This window comes from Neobacillus niacini NBRC 15566 (assembly GCF_001591505.1).
Classification (GTDB): Bacteria; Bacillota; Bacilli; order Bacillales; family Cytobacillaceae; genus Neobacillus; species Neobacillus niacini.
The window spans coordinates 1-18359 of sequence record NZ_BCVA01000051.1 but is presented as its reverse complement, the minus strand read 5'-3'; the positions used below and the strand labels follow the sequence as shown (position 1 = coordinate 18359).

At 39.3% G+C, this 18359-nt stretch carries 19 protein-coding genes; 3 read left to right on the top strand and 16 right to left on the bottom strand.

The genetic code is table 11. The annotated features are described in order from the left end of the window. Positions 1–38: 38 nt before the first annotated feature. The 8 genes from BANA01_RS24675 to BANA01_RS24640 all read right to left on the bottom strand — a co-directional run bounded on the left by BANA01_RS24675 (position 39) and on the right by BANA01_RS24640 (position 7655). Entirely contained in the window at positions 39–347 is a 309-nt protein-coding gene (locus tag BANA01_RS24675) for a thioredoxin family protein (RefSeq protein ID WP_034673674.1), read from the bottom strand. A gap of 3 nt (positions 348–350) precedes the next feature. Further along, positions 351–707 carry a toprim domain-containing protein gene (locus tag BANA01_RS24670; protein WP_034673676.1) on the bottom strand — a complete coding sequence of 119 codons (357 nt, stop codon included), beginning with the start codon at positions 705–707 and terminating at the stop codon, positions 351–353. Positions 708–836: 129 nt separating this feature from the next. After that, positions 837–1076 (bottom strand): YusG family protein, encoded by a 240-nt coding sequence (locus BANA01_RS24665; RefSeq protein WP_034673677.1) that lies wholly within the window; start codon positions 1074–1076, stop codon positions 837–839. A gap of 112 nt (positions 1077–1188) precedes the next feature. Then, positions 1189–1572, bottom strand: a complete 384-nt coding sequence (gene gcvH / locus BANA01_RS24660) for a glycine cleavage system protein GcvH (RefSeq protein ID WP_034673679.1) — start codon at positions 1570–1572, stop codon at positions 1189–1191. Positions 1573–1646: 74 nt separating this feature from the next. Further along, entirely contained in the window at positions 1647–2003 is a 357-nt protein-coding gene (locus BANA01_RS24655) for an arsenate reductase family protein (RefSeq protein WP_034673682.1), read from the bottom strand. 177 nt (positions 2004–2180) lie between these two features. Further along, positions 2181–3965, bottom strand: a complete 1785-nt coding sequence (locus tag BANA01_RS24650) for an acyl-CoA dehydrogenase family protein (RefSeq protein WP_034673684.1) — start codon at positions 3963–3965, stop codon at positions 2181–2183. A gap of 85 nt (positions 3966–4050) precedes the next feature. Beyond that, positions 4051–5226 carry an acetyl-CoA C-acetyltransferase gene (locus BANA01_RS24645; RefSeq protein WP_034673686.1) on the bottom strand — a complete coding sequence of 392 codons (1176 nt, stop codon included), beginning with the start codon at positions 5224–5226 and terminating at the stop codon, positions 4051–4053. Between the two features lie 41 nt (positions 5227–5267). After that, a complete protein-coding gene (locus BANA01_RS24640; protein WP_034673689.1) occupies positions 5268–7655 on the bottom strand; it encodes a 3-hydroxyacyl-CoA dehydrogenase/enoyl-CoA hydratase family protein in 2388 nt (795 codons plus the stop codon). A gap of 218 nt (positions 7656–7873) precedes the next feature. Between BANA01_RS24640 and BANA01_RS29310 the strand changes: the two genes are divergently transcribed. Next, positions 7874–8005, top strand: coding sequence for a YuzL family protein (locus BANA01_RS29310; RefSeq protein ID WP_082799668.1), 132 nt, complete (start codon positions 7874–7876; stop codon positions 8003–8005). A 77-nt stretch (positions 8006–8082) separates the two neighbouring features. Here the strand turns inward: BANA01_RS29310 and glnA are convergent, their stop codons facing one another. The 6 genes from glnA to BANA01_RS24610 form a co-directional block, all read right to left on the bottom strand. Continuing rightward, entirely contained in the window at positions 8083–9447 is a 1365-nt protein-coding gene (gene glnA / locus BANA01_RS24635; RefSeq protein WP_063255092.1) for a type I glutamate--ammonia ligase, read from the bottom strand. A gap of 205 nt (positions 9448–9652) precedes the next feature. Beyond that, positions 9653–9898 (bottom strand): DUF2573 family protein, encoded by a 246-nt coding sequence (locus BANA01_RS24630; protein ID WP_063255088.1) that lies wholly within the window; start codon positions 9896–9898, stop codon positions 9653–9655. Further along, on the bottom strand, positions 9858–10637 hold the full coding sequence (locus tag BANA01_RS24625; protein ID WP_063255087.1) for an IucA/IucC family C-terminal-domain containing protein: 780 nt from the start codon (positions 10635–10637) through the stop codon (positions 9858–9860). The genes BANA01_RS24630 and BANA01_RS24625 overlap by 41 nt, the downstream gene beginning before the upstream one ends. After that, entirely contained in the window at positions 10630–11451 is an 822-nt protein-coding gene (locus BANA01_RS24620) for an ABC transporter ATP-binding protein (protein ID WP_063255086.1), read from the bottom strand. Before BANA01_RS24620 ends, BANA01_RS24625 begins: the two co-directional genes overlap by 8 nt. A 29-nt stretch (positions 11452–11480) precedes the next feature. Further along, positions 11481–12536 carry a FecCD family ABC transporter permease gene (locus tag BANA01_RS24615; RefSeq protein WP_063255084.1) on the bottom strand — a complete coding sequence of 352 codons (1056 nt, stop codon included), beginning with the start codon at positions 12534–12536 and terminating at the stop codon, positions 11481–11483. Continuing rightward, on the bottom strand, positions 12533–13537 hold the full coding sequence (locus BANA01_RS24610; protein ID WP_063255083.1) for a FecCD family ABC transporter permease: 1005 nt from the start codon (positions 13535–13537) through the stop codon (positions 12533–12535). The genes BANA01_RS24615 and BANA01_RS24610 overlap by 4 nt, the downstream gene beginning before the upstream one ends. Before the next feature lie 257 nt (positions 13538–13794). On the opposite strand from BANA01_RS24610, the gene BANA01_RS24605 reads away from it, so the two are divergent. Further along, positions 13795–14763 (top strand): ABC transporter substrate-binding protein, encoded by a 969-nt coding sequence (locus BANA01_RS24605; RefSeq protein WP_063255082.1) that lies wholly within the window; start codon positions 13795–13797, stop codon positions 14761–14763. A 41-nt stretch (positions 14764–14804) separates the two neighbouring features. Here the strand turns inward: BANA01_RS24605 and BANA01_RS24600 are convergent, their stop codons facing one another. Both BANA01_RS24600 and BANA01_RS24595 read right to left on the bottom strand, forming a co-directional pair. Then, positions 14805–15974: an FtsW/RodA/SpoVE family cell cycle protein gene (locus BANA01_RS24600; RefSeq protein WP_063255081.1), complete on the bottom strand. Its 1170-nt coding sequence runs from the start codon at positions 15972–15974 to the stop codon at positions 14805–14807. Positions 15975–16118: 144 nt separating this feature from the next. Beyond that, on the bottom strand, positions 16119–16892 hold the full coding sequence (locus BANA01_RS24595; RefSeq protein WP_063255080.1) for a DUF4931 domain-containing protein: 774 nt from the start codon (positions 16890–16892) through the stop codon (positions 16119–16121). 212 nt (positions 16893–17104) lie between these two features. Between BANA01_RS24595 and BANA01_RS24590 the strand changes: the two genes are divergently transcribed. Then, the gene (locus BANA01_RS24590) at positions 17105–17887 is read left to right on the top strand and encodes an undecaprenyl-diphosphate phosphatase (protein ID WP_063255079.1); all 783 of its coding nucleotides are present in this window, start codon (positions 17105–17107) and stop codon (positions 17885–17887) included. Positions 17888–18359 lie beyond the last annotated feature (472 nt).

Sequence of the window (18359 nt, the reverse complement as noted above, 5' to 3'; positions counted from 1 at the left end):
TGACAATTTTAAAAAAAACAGACGCGTCAGCACCTGTTTTATAGTAACAACTGTTTAATTTTTTCATATAGGAAAGGAACCGAGTTGAATGCATAAATCATTTCAACCAATTCTCCATTCTTAATAAAAAGCAGACAGGGAACACTTTCAATTTGAAACTTATCTGCTAGCTGCGGATAAAAGTTCAGATTCATTTTCCCTATTTTTACATCAACCATATTTTCAATAACTTGAAGCATTCTCGACGCTACCTGACAAGTACCGCATAAAGGCGTATAGAAGTATATAAGTCCAGATGAATGACTATTTAAGAATGATGATATTTCATCTAGGTTCCAATCGTTCATTTTTTAACCCATTTCTAAAAATTCAGAATGAACATCGATATTTGCACCTAAAAGGACTGTGGCAAGATGGTACACTGGTGCAGTTGCTACTTCACGGTACATTCTGTCTATATAAATATGTTCGGCTTGTGGGAATTCCCTTTTTAATTGCTTGCGAAGCTTTTCGCCTGCATCATCCGCGTCCACTAGGATATAAACCTCTTTATCCTCGAGTGTATCAATTAACTCATCCAATTTTGTCATACTGATTGTTCCATTGGTACAGACAATCTCCATCGGTTCCTTCAGGATACTCTTTACCTTTTTCTTATCTGATTTTCCTTCAACAATCAGAACTTTATCACCATACGTGTCATTCATCATTCATCACCTATACGAAAGAGAATTATTTGTTTGATGTTAACATATTCAACAAATTTAATTACGTGTGAATATATTAACTATACCATGATTGTTTATTTGATAATAGGTGTTTGCTTAGGATTATGCTTAACACCATCCACCATCATCACAATCTGTATATTTTGCGTCCGGCTGTTCCGTAACGGTTACATTTTGGTAAATTTTTCGCTGTTCTACTTGAAATTGTTGATCTAACTGAAAAGTCATATCCCCTGGTAACTGTATTTTACCGATGGACGTGTTATCAAGAAATAATTCCATTTCACCGTTTTTCATTTTTCCAACTACTCTATCTGTCACATCAACCTTTTGCTGTTTCAATGTCATTCCAAGAGCTCCTTTATTTAAAGTTTATTATAGTATCTCCTGGATTTAGAATATACAAGGTGCGAATTTTTCCCATAAAAAAAACACCTTGCGTAACAAGGTGTTCCGAAAACTAGTCTTCTTTAATCATCGCTTCATATTGTTCTGCTGTCATAAGTTTTTCCATTTCACTGCTATCAGAAGGCTCAACGACAATCATCCATGCCTTTTCATATGGAGATTCATTTACAAATTCAGGGCTGTCACTTAAATCTTCGTTAACGGCAACAACCTTTCCGCTTACCGGTGCATATAATTCCGAAACTGTCTTAACGGATTCCACGCTGCCAAATGGCTCATCAGCAGTTACTTCGTCGCCCACTTCAGGAAGTTCAACGAAAACAATGTCTCCTAATTCAGATTGAGCAAAGTGGGTGATACCCACTCGAACTGTTTCTCCTTCAACTTTTACCCATTCATGTTCTTCAGAATAACGCAATTCCTTTGGTGTAGTCATTAAAAATCCCTCCATTATTTTCTAATATCGTTTATCGATATTGATTGATACTACCCTAATTACTTTTTTTGTGTTTACAGCCACATTTTCTCATACTCATCTTCTTTAAAGCCAACAGTCACTTTTTCTCCATCCGTTACTAATGGTCTTTTGATTAACATCCCATCTGAGGCTAACAGATCTAGCAGCTCATCTTCAGAAGCAGTGGGTATTTTATCCTTAATACCCAGTTCACGATACTTTTGCCCGCTTGTATTAAAGAACTTCTTTAACTCAAGGTTGCTCTTTTCGTAGATATCCTGAAGTTCAGCGCGAGATGGTGGAGTTTCAACAATATGTATTTCTTTGTAAGATAGATGATGTGCATCTAACCATTTCTTTGCATTTCGACATGTCCCACATTTTGGATACCAATAAAAAGTAAGCGACAACGGTCCACCCTCCTCTAAAACATTCATGACATATATCGTCACTTTGATAGTAACATAACGGGATTAAAAGTAAAAACGCCTCAGTTTAAAATTTCGACTAATTCTGCAAAAATCCTGCTTATCATATAGAAAAACTTTAGGCTCCCGTAAAGTCACCGGGAGCCTAAAGCTGGTCAATTAAACGATATAGCGTTCTGCTTCAATCAGAACATCCGCTGCTTCACGTTTCTTACCGATAACATTGATTGGCGTATGGCGAGTTAATTTACGAAGTGCTGATACGAGCATGCGGAGGGTATCCCCTTGTTCAGTTGCAACTAATGTTTCTTTCGCATGCTGCTCAATTTCATTGAAAGCCTCTTGGCAGAAAATTTGTGTATAAAGAAGCTTTTGTTTATTTTTCTCAAGACCAGTCTTGGCTATTGCTTTTTCAGTTCTTAACAGTGCAGATTCCATTGCATAAGCATTAGAAACAATATCTGCAATATTAGATAAGATTTCTTGCTCTTTCTCTAGTGCCTTACCAAATTTTTGAGCAGCTAACCCAGCAGCCAGCAAGCCAATTTTCTTCGCATTGCTTACTAAATGTTTCTCTTGAGCAAGTGGCTCATCACCTGGCTCTTCAGGCATTAACATCATGATTTCTTCTTGAAGCGCCATGGCTTTTTGGAATAATGGAAGTTCTCCTTTAAACGCCTTCTTAATATAGGTGCCGGGCACTAGTAGACGGTTAATTTCATTTGTACCTTCGAAAATACGATTAATACGTGAATCACGGTATGCTCTTTCGATGGTATACTCTTGCATGAAGCCATATCCGCCATGAATTTGGACACCTTCATCAACAACATAATCTAAAACTTCACTACAGAAGAATTTATTAACAGAGCATTCAATCGCATATTCAGCGATGGAATTTGCTACTAATTTAATGTCTTTCTGCTCTTCCGTTGTAAGCTTTCCTTGATTATCTTCATAAAGCCCAATGGTACGGTAAACAGAGCTTTCTGCAGCATAGATCTTAGAAGCCATCGTACCAAATTTTTCTTTGGTCAAATTGAATTGGGAGATCGGTGTGTTAAATTGTTTACGGCCATTTGCATATTTAACAGCCAGCTCAAATGCATTTTTAGAACCGCCGACACCTCCAACAGCTAATTTATAGCGCCCGATGTTTAAGATATTAAACGCGATGACATGCCCTTTTCCATATTCCCCTAATAGGTTTTCAACAGGAACAGGTACATCTTCTAGAATAAGGGTACGTGTTGAGGAGCTCTTAATACCCATTTTCTTTTCTTCCGCACCTGTAGAAACGCCAGGGAAATCTCTTTCAACAATAAATGCAGTAAAGTGTTCACCATCAATTTTTGTATAGACAACAAATACATCCGCAAAACCAGCATTGGTAATCCATTGCTTTTCACCATTAAGAATATAATGGGTACCTTCATCATTCAGTTTTGCTGTTGTTCTCGCACCAAGAGCGTCTGAACCAGAACCTGGTTCCGTTAAAGCATAAGCTGCAATCTTTTCACCTGAAGCAAGTGCAGGTAAATATTTTTTCTTTTGCTCTTCGTTCCCGAATAGAACGATTGGCAATGAGCCGATACCGACATGCGCTCCATATGATAATGAAAAGCCGCCAGCCTTTGACATTTTTTCCGTTACAAGTGATGAGGTTACTTTATCTAGACCTAGCCCGTCATACTCTTCAGGAACATCTGCTGCTAAAAGCCCTAGATCACCAGCTTGCTTTAAAAGTTTTACAGTGCGATCAAATTCGTGGTTTTCGAGATGCTCTAACTGTGGAAGGACTTCCTTTTCAATGAAGTCTTCTGCTGTTTTCGCAATCATTAATTGCTCTTCGTTAAAATCCTCAGGTGTTAATATGCGGTCATAGGAAATATCATCTATTAAAAAGCTTCCGCCCTTAATAATTTTTTCTGTTTGTTGTGCCATTATTGTTTCCCCCTAAATTTTTAGCCGTAATTTCCGCTCCAATTAATGTGGTCCTTATTTTCACCAATAAATTTTTAACGCTTTATTATAAAAGTTCAAACACTCCTGCTGCGCCCATTCCACCGCCGATACACATGGTTACTACCCCAAATTGCTGCTGTCGACGTTTTAACTCATGGATAAGGGTTAAAGTGAGTTTTGCTCCTGTACATCCTAACGGATGACCTAAGGCGATGGCGCCTCCATTTACGTTGACTTTTTCTTCGTCTAACCCAAGCTCACGAATAACTTGAAGGGACTGTGATGCGAATGCTTCGTTTAATTCAAACAGGTTAATATCAGACATTTCTAATCCAGCTAATTTCACTGCTTTAGGTACTGCCACCACAGGACCTACTCCCATAATTTCTGGCGGTACGCCTCCAACGGCAAATGATCTAAATTTAGCTAATGGCTTTAGTCCCAGTGATTCGGCTTTTTCACGGTCCATGATCATTAAGGCCGCAGCCCCGTCACTTGTTTGTGAAGCATTCCCTGCCGTAACAGAACCTGTTACTGAGAATGCCGGACGAAGCTTCGATAACGATTGCACGTTTGTATCTGGACGGACTCCTTCATCTTGTGAAAACTTGAGAGTTCTTTCCGTCAGCTTATTGTCTTTTCCAACTGAACGAATGGTAACATCTACAGGGACGATTTCATCAGCAAATTTTCCTTCTTGTAGGGCTTTTGCCGCTTTCTGATGACTGCGAACTGCAAAAGCGTCCTGGTCCTCACGAGAAATACCATATTTCTTTGCGACTTCTTCTGCTGTATGACCCATTCCCATATAATATTGTGGAGCAGTTTCAGCTAATTTGACGTTTGGACGTACCACATGTCCTGCCATTGGAATCAGACTCATGGATTCTGCTCCACCTGCAATTGCAGTATCGGTATGTCCAAGCATAATTCCCTGAGCCGCATAAGCAATCGCCTGCAGTCCAGATGAACAAAAACGATTAATCGTAATCGCCGGTACAGTGTGTGGCAGACCCGCTAACGCACCAATATTACGAGCCATGTTATTCCCTTGCTCCGCTTCCGGCATTGCACAGCCAAAGACTAAATCATCAATATTCCCTTCATAATTTCCAGCACGCTTTAGTGTTTCTTGTACAACCAATGCTCCCAAATCATCAGGGCGAACATGGGCAAGCGTTCCTTTCTTCGCTTTACCAACCGGGGTCCGAGCCCCGGCTACGATTACCGCTTCTCTCATTTCGTTCCCTCTCTTTCCTCTTATATTTGCAATCTATTATTTTAGTTTCTTAAAGGCTTTCCTTTTACGAGCATATGCTGCATACGCTGTTGTGTTTTACCTTCTCTTATTAAACTTAAGAATGCCTCTCTTTCTAAGTCCAACAAATATTGCTCATCTACTTCTGTTCCGTAAGGTACTTTTCCACCAGCAATCACATAGGCAACTTTTTTGGCAATCTTCAAATCATGTTCTGAAATATATCCAGATAAAAACATAGATTGTGCTCCTAATAATAGGGTCGCATAACCTGTCTCTCCGACAACCGGTACCTTTTTGCGTGCTTTTTGTACATAACCCTGTTGATGTAATGCAAGAACAGCCTGCTTAGCGTCATACAATTGGTGATCTCCGTTTACACTAATGCCATCAGCTAATCCTAAGAAGTTATTTTCACGTGCTTCAGCACCAGAGGTTGATACTTTTGCCATAGCGATGGTTTCAAACACTCTATTAGCAACAGCTTGAAGGTCAAATGGAACACCATTTGGCATACCTTCTAAATGTTTAATGTATAGTTCTTTGTTACCGCCTCCGCCTGGAAGCAGGCCGACTCCCACTTCGACAAGACCCATATAGGTTTCTGTGGATGCTTGAATGTGCGCTGCAGGTAAACAAACCTCTGCTCCGCCGCCAAGTGTCATTCCAAATGGCGCTGCGACTACTGGTTTTGCACTGTATTTTACCTTCATCATTGCATTCTGGAACTGACGAACCACCATTTCAAGTTCATAGATATTATCATCCTGTGCTTCCATCAACATCATCGCGAGGTTTGCGCCGACACAGAAGTTTTTACCCTGATTGCCAATTACAAGTCCTTTATAGTTTTTCTCTACTTCGTCAATCGCAAAGTTAATCATCTGAATAATATCAAGACCAATTGCGTTATTCTGGGAATGGAATTCAAGGAGGGCCACACCATCACCTAAATCGATTAAGCTGGCACCACCATTCTTTTTAATAACACCTTTTTGTTTCTTTATTTTTTTCAAGTCAATCGCTTTTGGATTACTTTCCACTAGACGGTATTCACCATTATTAAAGAAAAACTGTTTGCCATTTTCCTCTATATAGAATGATGTATGCCCCTTCGTAAGCATTTCTGTTACCCAAGCAGGAATTTCCAATCCATTTTCCTTCATCTTCTCGACTGACTTTTCTACTCCGATTGCGTCCCAAGTTTCAAAAGGACCCATTTCCCAGCCGAAGCCCCATTTCATCGCCCGATCAATATCGACTACCGTGTCAGCAATTTCACCTAAAAGCTGTGCAGAGTATACTAGGACGGGACTAAAGATGTTCCAAAGTAACTCACCCGCGCGATCATCCGCATATACAAGCGCTTTCAATTTATTTGCAGTACCTTTTACCTGCTTGCTCATTTCAGTTGCAGCTGTTGAAAGCTTTTTACGCGGGATATATTCTAAAGTACCAGGGTCAAGTTCCAGAATTTCTTTCCCTTTTTTCAAGAAGAAGCCTTGGCCAGATTTACTTCCGAGCCATCCTTTCTCAAGCATTGTTATCATAAATGCAGGGACCTCAAATACTTCCTTTTCTTTACCAGATACTTTTTCATGAACATTTCCTGCTACATGTGCAAATGTATCTAAACCGACAACATCTAGCGTACGGAAGGTTGCACTTGAAGGACGGCCGACTATTGGACCAGTTACAGAATCAACTTCCCCTACACTGTAACCGCCTTTTAACATTTCTTGGACAGTGATAAGGAGACCATAGGTTCCAATGCGGTTGGCAATAAAGTTTGGTGTATCTTTTGCTAGAACAACACCTTTTCCTAAAACATCTTCACCAAATATTTTCATGAATGAAATGACTTCTTCGCTAGTATATTGTGTAGGAATCACTTCAAGTAATTTTAAGTATCTTGGCGGGTTAAAGAAGTGGGTGCCAAGGAAATACTTTTTAAAATCCTCTGACCTTCCTTCTGCCATTGCTTCAACAGATATTCCCGATGTATTGGAGCTGATAATGCTTCCAGGTTTTCTGTAATGGTCCACTTTTTCAAATACTTGTTTCTTAACACTTAAATTCTCAACAACAACCTCGATTACCCAGTCCACATCTTTTAATTGAACTAGATCATCTTCTAAATTCCCCGCTTCGATGAGTGCCAAGTTCTTTTTGGAAGCTAGAGGAGCTGGTTTTTGCTTTAATAATTTTTGGATTGATTGGCTGCTTATGCGATTACGGACCTGTTTATCTTCTAACGTCAACCCTTTTGCTATTTCGTCGTCCGTTAACTCCCGAGGTACAATATCCAATAATAAAGTTGGTATACCGATATTTGCTAGATGGGCAGCAATCCCCGATCCCATGACTCCGGAACCTAAAACAGCTGCTTTTTTAATTAGATGGTTCAACATTGTCTCCCCCTTCACAACTTTGAATGAATACTCATTCATTTTTTAGTCAAAAAAAATTCACAAAAGAATGAGTTCTGCTAATTATTACTATAGAATATTTCAAAAATTTGCGCAATAAATAAAAGCGGAAAAAACTAATTTTTTTTATAAATTATTTTTCTTATCCATTTCTACATAAAAAAAACGAATTGGGCACCCTAAAAACGAGGTGATAATTCATGGGTAAAATGAAGAAAAACCCATCCAAAGCAGGCGTAAGCGCTGCTAGCGTTCAAGGGAACGCAGGTCCTGGCGGGGAACGGTCACAAAAAGACAAAGTGAACAGCCAAAATAACCAGTTTAAACGATAAGAACCCCCTTTAAGATAACTTGTTGAGAAATGTAAAAAAGCAGGCTGTATGTATTCAGCCTGCTTAAATTTGTTATATTAGAACTTAGCTTGGTAGTTCTCAATTTCCCATGCATGAACAGCTGTGCGATAACTATCCCATTCTGCTTTCTTCGCAGAAACAAACTCATCATAAACATGGTTTCCTAATGTATTACGTCCAATCTCTCCATTCTCAAGTTCCTTCACCGCTGCAGCTAAACTGCCAGGAAGGCTTTCAATACCCAATTCTCCACGACGCTCTTCGTTCATATGGAAAATATCTTCATTAATTGGGAAAGGCACTTCTAATCCTTTCTCAATTCCATCTAATCCAGCAGAGGCAATTACAGCAAAGGTTAAGTATGGGTTTGCTGATGGATCAGGACATCTAAGTTCGACACGTGTAGCCATCCCTTTTTTTGCCGGAATTCGAATCAATGCGGAACGGTTTGAAGCGCTCCATGCAATATAACAAGGCGCCTCATATCCAGGCACTAAACGCTTATAAGAGTTTACAAGCGGATTTGTGATAGCCGTAAAACTTTTTACATTTTCGAGTAGTCCTGCAATAAATTGATAAGCCTCATTTGATAGTTGCAAATCATCAGCCGGATCAAAGAAGGCATTTTCATTTCCTTTAAAGAAAGACATGTTGACATGCATCCCAGAACCATTTATCCCAAATACCGGTTTAGGCATAAACGTTGCATGCAGTCCATATTTCTTTGCAATTGTTTTTACAACCCACTTATATGTAGTAGAAGAATCTGCTGCACCTAGAGCATCAGCATACTTAAAGTTAATTTCGTGCTGGCCCTCAGCAACTTCATGGTGAGATGCTTCAATGATGAAACCCATCGCCTTTAACGCACGGTAAATTTCTAACCGAACACGCTCTCCTAGATCTTTAGGTGAAGGTTCAAAATATCCAGCCTTGTCACTAAGTTCCTGTGTTGGATATCCATTTTCGTCCGTTTTAAATAGGAAAAATTCAAGCTCAGGACCGACAGAAATGGTGTATCCTTTATCTGCAGCACGTTCCACTGTTTTCTTTAAAACATTTCTTGTGTCACCTTCAAACCATGATCCATCAGGATTTTTAACGGAACATAGAAAACGTGCTTCAGAATATCCCTCTTCGACTGTCCATGGTAAAACGGAGAATGTTGTTAAGTCTGGCTGTAAATATAAATCAGATTTATTAATCGGTGAAAATCCTTTAATTGAGGAGCCATCAAACATCATTTTTCCTTCTACTACATCTTCCAATTGCTCACTTGTGACAGTTACGTGTTTCAAGATTCCTTCTATATCTACAAACTGTAAGTGAAGAAGTTCAACACACTTTTTCTTTATTTCTTCTTTTATTTGCTCGATAATTGCAGATTGATCTTTTACATTTGAAAGAATAGCTTCTGTCATGTTATTTTTCCTCCCGTATTCATGTCACTTTACCTAACATTGAATTTATTATATTGCGGATTTTAAATTTTGACAACAATTTTTATTAATTTTTTGAATATTTTATGCATGTTCAAAAGAAAGCGTTTTCTTTAATACAATAAAGAAAGCCGCTTCATTAATTGAAGCGGCCGAATGAGTTCATAAATATTCATTTAGTTGTATGTTATTTTGATTGTCTATGTTGTTCATTTAGCAGTTTAATTTCATTAATTATGATCTTCATTTCTTCTTTTGCTTCTGGATAAAGTTCATTCCAGTGCTTCGCTAAGGCTGGCATTGATTTCGCAATATGAGTATACAGAGCCCATGCTTTTACCTTTTCCGTTGTCTCCTTGCTCGATTCACCGACGAGCAAGTCACTATATTTTTCAAGTAGCGCTTGAAACTGCTCCACAAATACTTTCTCCATCAAAGCACACTCCATTGTTAGTATTATAAGTACATGGACATGTTTTACAGCGTTTTGACCCAAGCTGATAGGTAAAACAACATGTTTTTCTTATCCTTATCTCTTCTTGAGAATTCTTCTTAGAATAATACTTTATTATTGGATTAAGGTGATATTCACCGAATAGTTTACCCTCTGCTTCCCTGATTAAGAAACTGAAATCACTGCGTACGTTTGGATATTCACTCTCTTTTAACTCCGTCTCGTAAAGCCAGAAAAGATAAACGGCGATATTTTCCCACAGAATCAATTTTGATATCCTAAACGTTTTTTCAAAATGCTCAATCAGTGGATAAATATTGTGAGCAAACAGGTCCCGATAAACATCTTTTCGCCATTCATCACGGTCCTGACCATTCCATTCCTCGATGGATGTATCCTTTAATGAAATCATTGGCAGCCAGTCTGTACCACGTTCAGCTTCTTCCATATCAATATTGTCCAAAGACAGATTCAATTTCTTATTAGCGGTCGTCATAGCAAAAAGGGAAATAACAGCAATAAATGCATATCTTTTTATAAATATGGAGGCTGCCGCTTTTTCAGAAGGTGAACCGATTGAAAGAGCCAGTTTCCTCATAAAGTCGATTGCAAAAGCTTTATCCATTAAACTTGCCACATTAAATGATTTGCCTGTTATTGATTTGAGTCTATATTTCTGTAATGCACTTAGATCATTTTCTAATAGTATATTACCCATGGGACACAGCCGCCTTTTGAAGGATCCGTCTTCCTTTTCCATAAGGAATACAAAGCGGTGTTCCAAATAGAGGATCCATTGTTACCTCACATTCCATGCCAAAAACATTTTTAACAAGATTTCGGTTGACCACGTACTCTGGCTTTCCTTGGTCATATACCTTCTGATCTTTTAGAGCAACGATATTGTGTGCATAACGGCATGCAAGATTAAGATCATGAAGGACCATTACCACCGTTCTTTTTCTTTTTTCATTAAGTTCAAATAACAGGTCAAGAATATCAATTTGATGTGTCATATCTAAATAGGTTGTGGGCTCATCTAAAAGAATGACATCTGTATCTTGAGCTAAGGTCATGGCAATCCAAGCGCGCTGCCTTTGACCGCCTGAAAGAGAATCAACGGATCTCTCTTTCAAATCCTCTAGTCTTGTAGCCTTTAAAGCTTCAGTGACCTTTTTCTCATCTTCTTCTGACCATTGTTTTAGCCATGATTGATGCGGGTAACGCCCTTGTTTTACAAGCTGAAGGACGGTTAATCCTTCAGGTGCAGTTGGTGACTGTGGCAGTATCGCCATCTTTTTTGCCACCTCTTTTGTGGAAAGCTTTGCGATTGCTTTCCCTTCTAAAATAACAGCACCAGATGTTGGTTTAAGAAGGCGGGCAATAGAACGAAGCAGAGTCGACTTTCCACAGCCATTTGCCCCAATAAACACGGTAATTTCACCTTGAGGAATTTTCAAATCTAACTCATCAATAATTCGTGTCTCCCCGTATGAAAGTGACAGATTTTTTGTTTCAATCGCGCTCTTCATCTTCCCAGCCCCTTTAAGCTTTATTTCGATTAAGCATTTCTTGTTTTAAAAAGCAGGTATATAAAATAAGGTGCACCGATTCCCGCTGTAAAAACTCCTGCAGGTATTTCCAAAGGTGAAAACATCGTTCTTCCAATTAAATCTGCCAGCATTACGAGAATTCCACCTATTAATGCTGAAACTGGCAGTAATGCTCCAAACGAAGAACCCACCATTCTTCTTGCCATATGCGGTGCCATTAATCCAACAAAACCAATTCCACCAGCGAAAGCAACCGATCCGCCGATTAATGCTGTACTAATCATAAGTAACAAAAACCTTTGTCTTTGAATCTTACTGCCTAAACCTGTGGCAATCTCGTCACCAAGTTCTTGTATGTCAATGGTTCTTGCAGCGGCAAAGGCGATAATGAGAAATACCACTGCCCATGGAAGTAATGTACCGACATTTTTCCAATTAGACCCGTAAACCGTACCTGTTATCCAAATGTTTGCCTGACTCGCCTGATAGATAGGGCCCATGATCATCATTAACGTCGTTATTGCTTGCATTAAGGTAGAAATCCCGATTCCAATTAGGACTAACCTTATAGGGGATACCCCATTTTTCCAAGCCAAGAAGTAAACTAAAAAAGCCACGAAGCCAGCACCTAAGAATGCAGCTAATGGCAGCCATGCGATACTGACCGTTAAAGCATTACTTTCATCGCTGAATATAGCGAGAAAGGCTACTACTGCTGCACTGGCTCCGCCTGTAATACCAAGTACATCAGGCGAAGCGAGCGGATTCCGGATCATTCCTTGTAAGATCCCCCCAGCAACGGCTAAGGAAATCCCAACAATCAATGCGATAATAATTCTAGGCAGACGAAATGATGTTATGATTAGTGTTTCCATTTCAGGTCCACTGCCTGTAAATACTTTTAAAACAGTCAGTGGATTTATTTTCATTTCTCCACTAGCTGTACTGACAACAAAAACAATAAACGCCGCCAGGAAGAGTGTGAATGTGGTTAACAATGCTTTCCGATCCAGCAAGAAAGAAATCTTCCCATTCAAAAAGCGAATATTTTTATATTTACTCATCGTGCATTGAACCCCTTTCTTGCTATGTAAATAAAGAATGGAGTCCCGATGATGGCTGTCATAACCCCGACTGGCACCTCGGAGGGCATAAGAACATATCGTGCTGAAATATCTGCCGCTACTAACAAAATTGCACCTAAGATACCTGACAATGGAATCACCCAGCGATGGTCAATTCCAATGATAGACCTAGTAATATGCGGAATAACGATTCCAACAAATCCAATTGGACCTGCTACAGAGACTGCCCCGCCTGCAAGCAAAATGACAATCACGCCGACCATAATTTTTACAAATCCGGTTTTTAGACCAAGTCCTTTTGCTACGTCTTCTCCCATGGAGAGGATATTCATCTTCCCGGCAATCATAATTGAGGCAATCCAACCAATTCCGAGGTAAGGTAACACGGAAACAAGCGTCTCCAGCTTGCGTCCAGCAACAGACCCGGCTAGCCAAAATAGCACTTGCTCTAGTGCTGCCTCGTCGATGACAAGTAATCCTTGCGTGAATGATGAAAACATCGCCGCAATGGCTGCTCCAGCTAAAGTCAACTTCATCGGAGTTAAACCTTCCCGACCGACTGAGCCAATGGCGTATACACTTATCGCAGCAATGGCTGCTCCTAAAAAGGCGAGACCACTAAATGCCTGCAAACTTGAAACAGAAAATAAAGTGACAGCTGCCACTACTACAAAGCCCGCACCAGCATTGATACCAAAAATTCCTGGGGACGCCAGCGGATTTTTGGTTAATGTCTGCATTAAAACTCCAGCAATAGCTAGGCTTGCCCCAACAGCAGCCGCTATGAGCGCTCTTGGAAGTCTAACAGTTTGAATAATAATATGTTCATTTGAGCCATTATAATGGGTAAAGGCATTCATAGCCGTACGGAATGTAGTTTCTGTATAACCAAAAACGATACTGGCACACATGAAGAACAACAGTAAAAGTACGGAGGTTAGTAATCCCACCCACCTTAATGCGCTATTTTTTAAAAGCATTTTTTGAGACCTTTCTAACCATATTTATAGTATAAATGCGTTTTCTATCTTTAAGTTTATATCCCATTGATAATGATTGTCAATGAGGATGATAACCATTTTCAATTATTTGGACATACGTCTACAAGATTGTCAATAAATGAAATATTCCATTTTAAAATAAAGCGTTGACAACGTACTATTTCCATTTTATGATTAGGTTGTCATTGAAAATGATTATCATTAACAATTAGGAAACAAGGAGGATACATACTAGTATGAAAAGATTAAGACCACTATTTACTCTTTTTTCAATCATCGCACTTTTGTTATTAGCTGCGTGTGGTGGTACCGAGGAGAAGACAACGGAAAAGAAAGAAACGGAAAAACCAAAAGAGGAAACAAGCTATACGGTTGAGCATGCAATGGGATCTACAACGATTAAAGGTACCCCTGAACGTGTTGTGATTTTAACAAACGAAGGTACCGAAGCCCTCTTAGCAATGGGAGTTACTCCTGTTGGTGCAGTAAAATCCTTTACAGGTGACCCTTGGTATGATCATATTGCTGATCAATTAAAGGACACCCAAGTGGTTGGTGTTGAGAGTGAAGTCAATGTTGAAGCGATTGCTGCACTAAAACCAGATTTAATCATAGGTAATAAAATGCGCCAAGAAAAAATTTATGATCAACTGAACGCGATTGCACCGACAGTTTTCGCGGAAACACTTCGAGGAGACTGGAAGGTAAACTTTGAACTTTATGCGAAAGCATTAAATAAAGAAGAAAAAGGGAAAGAAGTATTAGATAAGTACAATACGCGAGTTGCTGATTTAAAAGAACAGCTTGGCGACAAATTAAACATGAAGGTTTCAATGGTTCGCTTTATGGCCGGTGAGGTTCGTATTTATCATAAAGATACATTCTCTGGTGTTATTTTAGGGGACCTTGGATTTGCTCGTCCGGAAAGCCAAAATGTTGATGATTTTGCAGAAAGAAACGTAACAAAGGAACGCATTCCAGCCATGGATGGAGATATCCTTTTCTACTTCACTTATGAGACTGGAGACGGGAAAGGTTCTGAGTTAGAAAAAGAATGGATTGCTGACCCGCTGTTCAAGAACCTTGAAGTAGCCAAAAAAGGGGAAGTACACAAAGTTAGTGATACCATCTGGAATACAGCCGGCGGTGTACTTGCTGCAAACCTCATGCTTGATGATGTTGAAAAGATCTTTTTAAAGAAATAATATAGAAAAACGCGAGGATATTAATCCCCGCGTTTTTTTGTTTATGCATTTGTTGAAAACATGTATTTTTTATAGTGGTAGCGTATGGAGAAGATTAATCCCAGACCAAGCATATTCCCCATTAAAGAACTTCCCCCATAGCTGATGAATGGCAATGGAATACCCGTAATCGGCAGCACTCCAATCGTCATCCCGATATTTTGGAATACATGGAAGGTAATCATACTAATGACTCCCACGCAAATATACGTATAAAAATTGTTCTTCGTTTCCATCCCAACCTTGGTGATATGATAAATCAACAAGAAAAATAAACTTACTAGTACACTGGCACCAATAAAACCATACTCTTCTCCAACGACACTAAAGATAAAATCGGTATGGCTTTCAGGGAGGTATACTTCCCTATTCCCGTACCCCTTACCTCCCGTTTGTCCTGAGCCAATCGCTAAGAGTGATCGTGTCAGCTGGTATCCTGCTGAGCTTTGGAAGTTATAAGGGTCGAGCCAAGAGTAGATACGGCTAAATTGATACTGCTTCACACCTAAATATTTTTCAAGAACCTCAGGCTTTAACAATACAAAATAAAAAATAACTGAAATAAGTGCCGTTCCAACTGAAAAGATTGGTACTAATAATTTCCATGTTATGCCAGAAATAAATATCATCCCTAATAGGATGGCTATGAATACGAGCGACGTCCCTAAGTCTTGTTTAATAATTAATATTAATGGGGCCATCGTGACGACTCCCAGCTTTATTAATAGCCAAAAATCAGAGGCTATGGTTTTAACTGGGTTTTTAAGGTGATGGGCCTCAATTACTTTGGCCAGCGCTAAAATAATAAAGATTTTGACAAACTCTGACGGCTGAAGTGAGCCGATTCCGGGAACCTTAAACCAGTTTTTTGCCCCATTGATGACAGGTGCAATGCTTTCTGGCGCTATGATTAATAGTATAAGTAGAAATATTCCCACTCCGTAAGCATACCAGGTTAATTTTTTTAACTGGTCGGAGTCCAGCCTAATAACGGCAGCAATAATTCCGCAGCCAATTCCATAAAAGATAATCTGCTTTATAAGAAAGTTACTTTCATATTGACCGCTGGCCTGTGCACTATAAATCGATAAACAGCTGGCCAAAAACAATAACAGTAAGATAAAAACAAGGCTATAATCAAGTTTTGAAGTTGTATTTTTAGATGATGTCATCATTCGCACTCCTTTATGTCAAAGTCTCAAAAAGGAACTTGTACATTATTTCATTATATTTTTTATATGCCCAAAGCACAACTTATAAAGTAAGAATGGGTGAATTTACATATGCATATGCAAAAAAGTGGAAGCTCCTAGTTATTAGGCGCTCCCACTGGTGAAGTATTTACTTTTTAAATCATCTGCCATCCAATGTAAATTACTCGGTACTTGGGGAATCCCATAGCCGATATAAAGTGGCGTAGTGACAAATCGAGGCACAATTTTCACGTATAATCTTTTATTATAATGATGAAAAAAAAGATTATAGCTGCTTGCTTTAAACGGGAAGTTATTCAGAATGTAATGTACGGCTTTTTGAAGATAAACACCAAAGGTTTCATTATAGCTTGAGTCATCCATATGAATATTAAATTCATAAAAGCCTACCTTTGGTTTTGTGGAAAGAGTAATCGTTACCCCATCTTTTTCTTCTATTATAATACCCGTAAACACTTCTTCAGATATGTTTTCCTTATAGTTAATATCATTTAAGCCAATTATCTGCATATGAGGATGGGCAATAGTCCCTCCTGACAACGGGCCATGATTTTTGAAAAAAATAACTGATTCATATTTTCCAGTTCTATCTAGTTCAAGCCAATTTCTGATCGCAAACTGTAAGAGTCTATGGAGAAAGGGAAGCTCATAGACAGATAAATCACCATGACAATCGTCTGTTTCAATTAGAACCGTTTGGTAGGCATTTTCTAGAACAGGATATTTATTTTTTAGTAATATGATGGGTCCATCCACTTCAATAAGGTCAGTCAACTCTTCTCGTGCACAAAAAGGGCATGCCTGCTGTTTATTTCTTATACTTTCTGGTTTCTTTACTCCGATGGATGTATTGAAAAGTAGATGGTGATTTTTCAAAAGTGCTGCTCCTCTCCAAAATTCTTACTTCTATTTTATGGGAGATTTCACTGCTTTTGCACTATTTTTGCCTTAGTAGTATATAAAAATTTAGCTTGGAGAGGACAACAACAGACAAGTTTAATCCGGTCAAAAAATTTATTGCTTATTTGTTGAGGGACTTGCATATCTTTACTATGTACAGGCTAATGGTGCAGAAAGAGAGGTTGGATATGTTAAGTAAATTAGAAGCACTCATATTAGGAATTATCCAGGGATTAACGGAATTTTTACCAATAAGCTCTACAGGACATTTATATTTAGGAAGGAATTTATTTGGTTTACAAGAAGCTGGTCTATTGCTTGATACCATGCTGCACATTGGTACCCTGCTCGCCGTTTTTGTCTTCTATAAGGATGAATTTGTTAGGATTATTAAAAATCCGTTTAGTAAGCTGACCTTTCTGTTAATTGTCGGAACCATTCCAGCTGTCGTAATAGGGTTGCTTTTCAAAGACTACTTTGAGGAGATTTCCAAGACAGGTGTTACGATTGGCTGGGAGTTCTTAGTTACCGGTTTGTTTCTTTGGATTGCTGATTCCGCAAAAAATGGCTATAAAAAAATGGATGATATTAGTTATACGGATGCTTTCATCATCGGCTCCTTTCAGGCCGCTGCCATTTTTCCTGCGATTTCCCGCTCTGGGTTCACGATTGTGGCTGCGCTATGGAGGAAGTTAGACCGCGAAACTGCAGCCTATTTTTCTTTTCTCTTATCTACCCCTGCCATCGCCGGTGCGGTTGTACTGCAATCAATGGATTTATTCGGAGGGGCCGGAGAGGAAATTTCTCTATCTGCATTAATCGTTGGGATCGCCTCCTCTGCCCTATTCGGATATATTGCGGTAAAGTGGATGATCGGATTTTTAAAGAAACACTCGTTAAAACCGTTTGCCATTTATGTCTGGGTTCTAGGTTTTGCGGTTTTATTTTTCCAGTTTACAGGAAAGTTCTGAGGGGAAATTTCTATTTATTGGAGGATTCCTCTGTTGGATGGTGATTGAGGATAAATCTACTTGTGACAGCGTGAGTTTTGTCCCCAAGGCATTCCTTTGAGTACAAATCTTCTCGTCATAGCCGGGGTTTTGTCCTCTAGACACTCGATTGAGGACAAATCTCCTGGTCGCGCAAGAGTTTTGTCCCCAAGACACCCCATTGAGGACAAATCTTCTCGTCACAGCCGGAGTTTTGTCCTCAAGGCACTCGATTGAGGACAAATCTTTTTGTCGTAGCCGAAGTTTTGTCCTTAAGGCACTCGATTGAGGACAAATCTTTTCGTCGTAGCCGAAGTTTTGTCCTCAAGACACCCGATTGAGGACAAATCTCTTGGTCCCAGCTGGAGTTCTGTCCTCAAGACACCCGATTGAGGACAAATCTTTTCGTCGTAGCCGAAGTTTTGTCCTCAAGACACCCAATTGAGGACAAATC

Bases quoted from the DNA above. Each gene is read 5' to 3' on its own strand.
- gcvH (WP_034673679.1), bottom strand. From the start codon at position 1,572: ATGACTACACCAAAGGAATTGCGTTATTCTGAAGAACATGAATGGGTA.
- BANA01_RS24670 (WP_034673676.1), bottom strand. From the start codon at position 707: ATGAATGACACGTATGGTGATAAAGTTCTGATTGTTGAAGGAAAATCA.
- BANA01_RS24675 (WP_034673674.1), bottom strand. From the start codon at position 347: ATGAACGATTGGAACCTAGATGAAATATCATCATTCTTAAATAGTCAT.
- BANA01_RS24630 (WP_063255088.1), bottom strand. From the start codon at position 9,898: ATGGAGAAAGTATTTGTGGAGCAGTTTCAAGCGCTACTTGAAAAATAT.
- BANA01_RS24640 (WP_034673689.1), bottom strand. From the start codon at position 7,655: ATGTTGAACCATCTAATTAAAAAAGCAGCTGTTTTAGGTTCCGGAGTC.
- glnA (WP_063255092.1), bottom strand. From the start codon at position 9,447: ATGACAGAAGCTATTCTTTCAAATGTAAAAGATCAATCTGCAATTATC.
- BANA01_RS24615 (WP_063255084.1), bottom strand. From the start codon at position 12,536: ATGAGTAAATATAAAAATATTCGCTTTTTGAATGGGAAGATTTCTTTC.
- BANA01_RS24600 (WP_063255081.1), bottom strand. From the start codon at position 15,974: ATGACATCATCTAAAAATACAACTTCAAAACTTGATTATAGCCTTGTT.
- BANA01_RS24645 (WP_034673686.1), bottom strand. From the start codon at position 5,226: ATGAGAGAAGCGGTAATCGTAGCCGGGGCTCGGACCCCGGTTGGTAAA.
- BANA01_RS24605 (WP_063255082.1), top strand. From the start codon at position 13,795: ATGAAAAGATTAAGACCACTATTTACTCTTTTTTCAATCATCGCACTT.
- BANA01_RS24620 (WP_063255086.1), bottom strand. From the start codon at position 11,451: ATGAAGAGCGCGATTGAAACAAAAAATCTGTCACTTTCATACGGGGAG.
- BANA01_RS24590 (WP_063255079.1), top strand. From the start codon at position 17,105: ATGTTAAGTAAATTAGAAGCACTCATATTAGGAATTATCCAGGGATTA.
- BANA01_RS24610 (WP_063255083.1), bottom strand. From the start codon at position 13,537: ATGCTTTTAAAAAATAGCGCATTAAGGTGGGTGGGATTACTAACCTCC.
- BANA01_RS24665 (WP_034673677.1), bottom strand. From the start codon at position 1,076: ATGACATTGAAACAGCAAAAGGTTGATGTGACAGATAGAGTAGTTGGA.
- BANA01_RS29310 (WP_082799668.1), top strand. From the start codon at position 7,874: ATGGGTAAAATGAAGAAAAACCCATCCAAAGCAGGCGTAAGCGCTGCT.
- BANA01_RS24625 (WP_063255087.1), bottom strand. From the start codon at position 10,637: ATGGGTAATATACTATTAGAAAATGATCTAAGTGCATTACAGAAATAT.
- BANA01_RS24650 (WP_034673684.1), bottom strand. From the start codon at position 3,965: ATGGCACAACAAACAGAAAAAATTATTAAGGGCGGAAGCTTTTTAATA.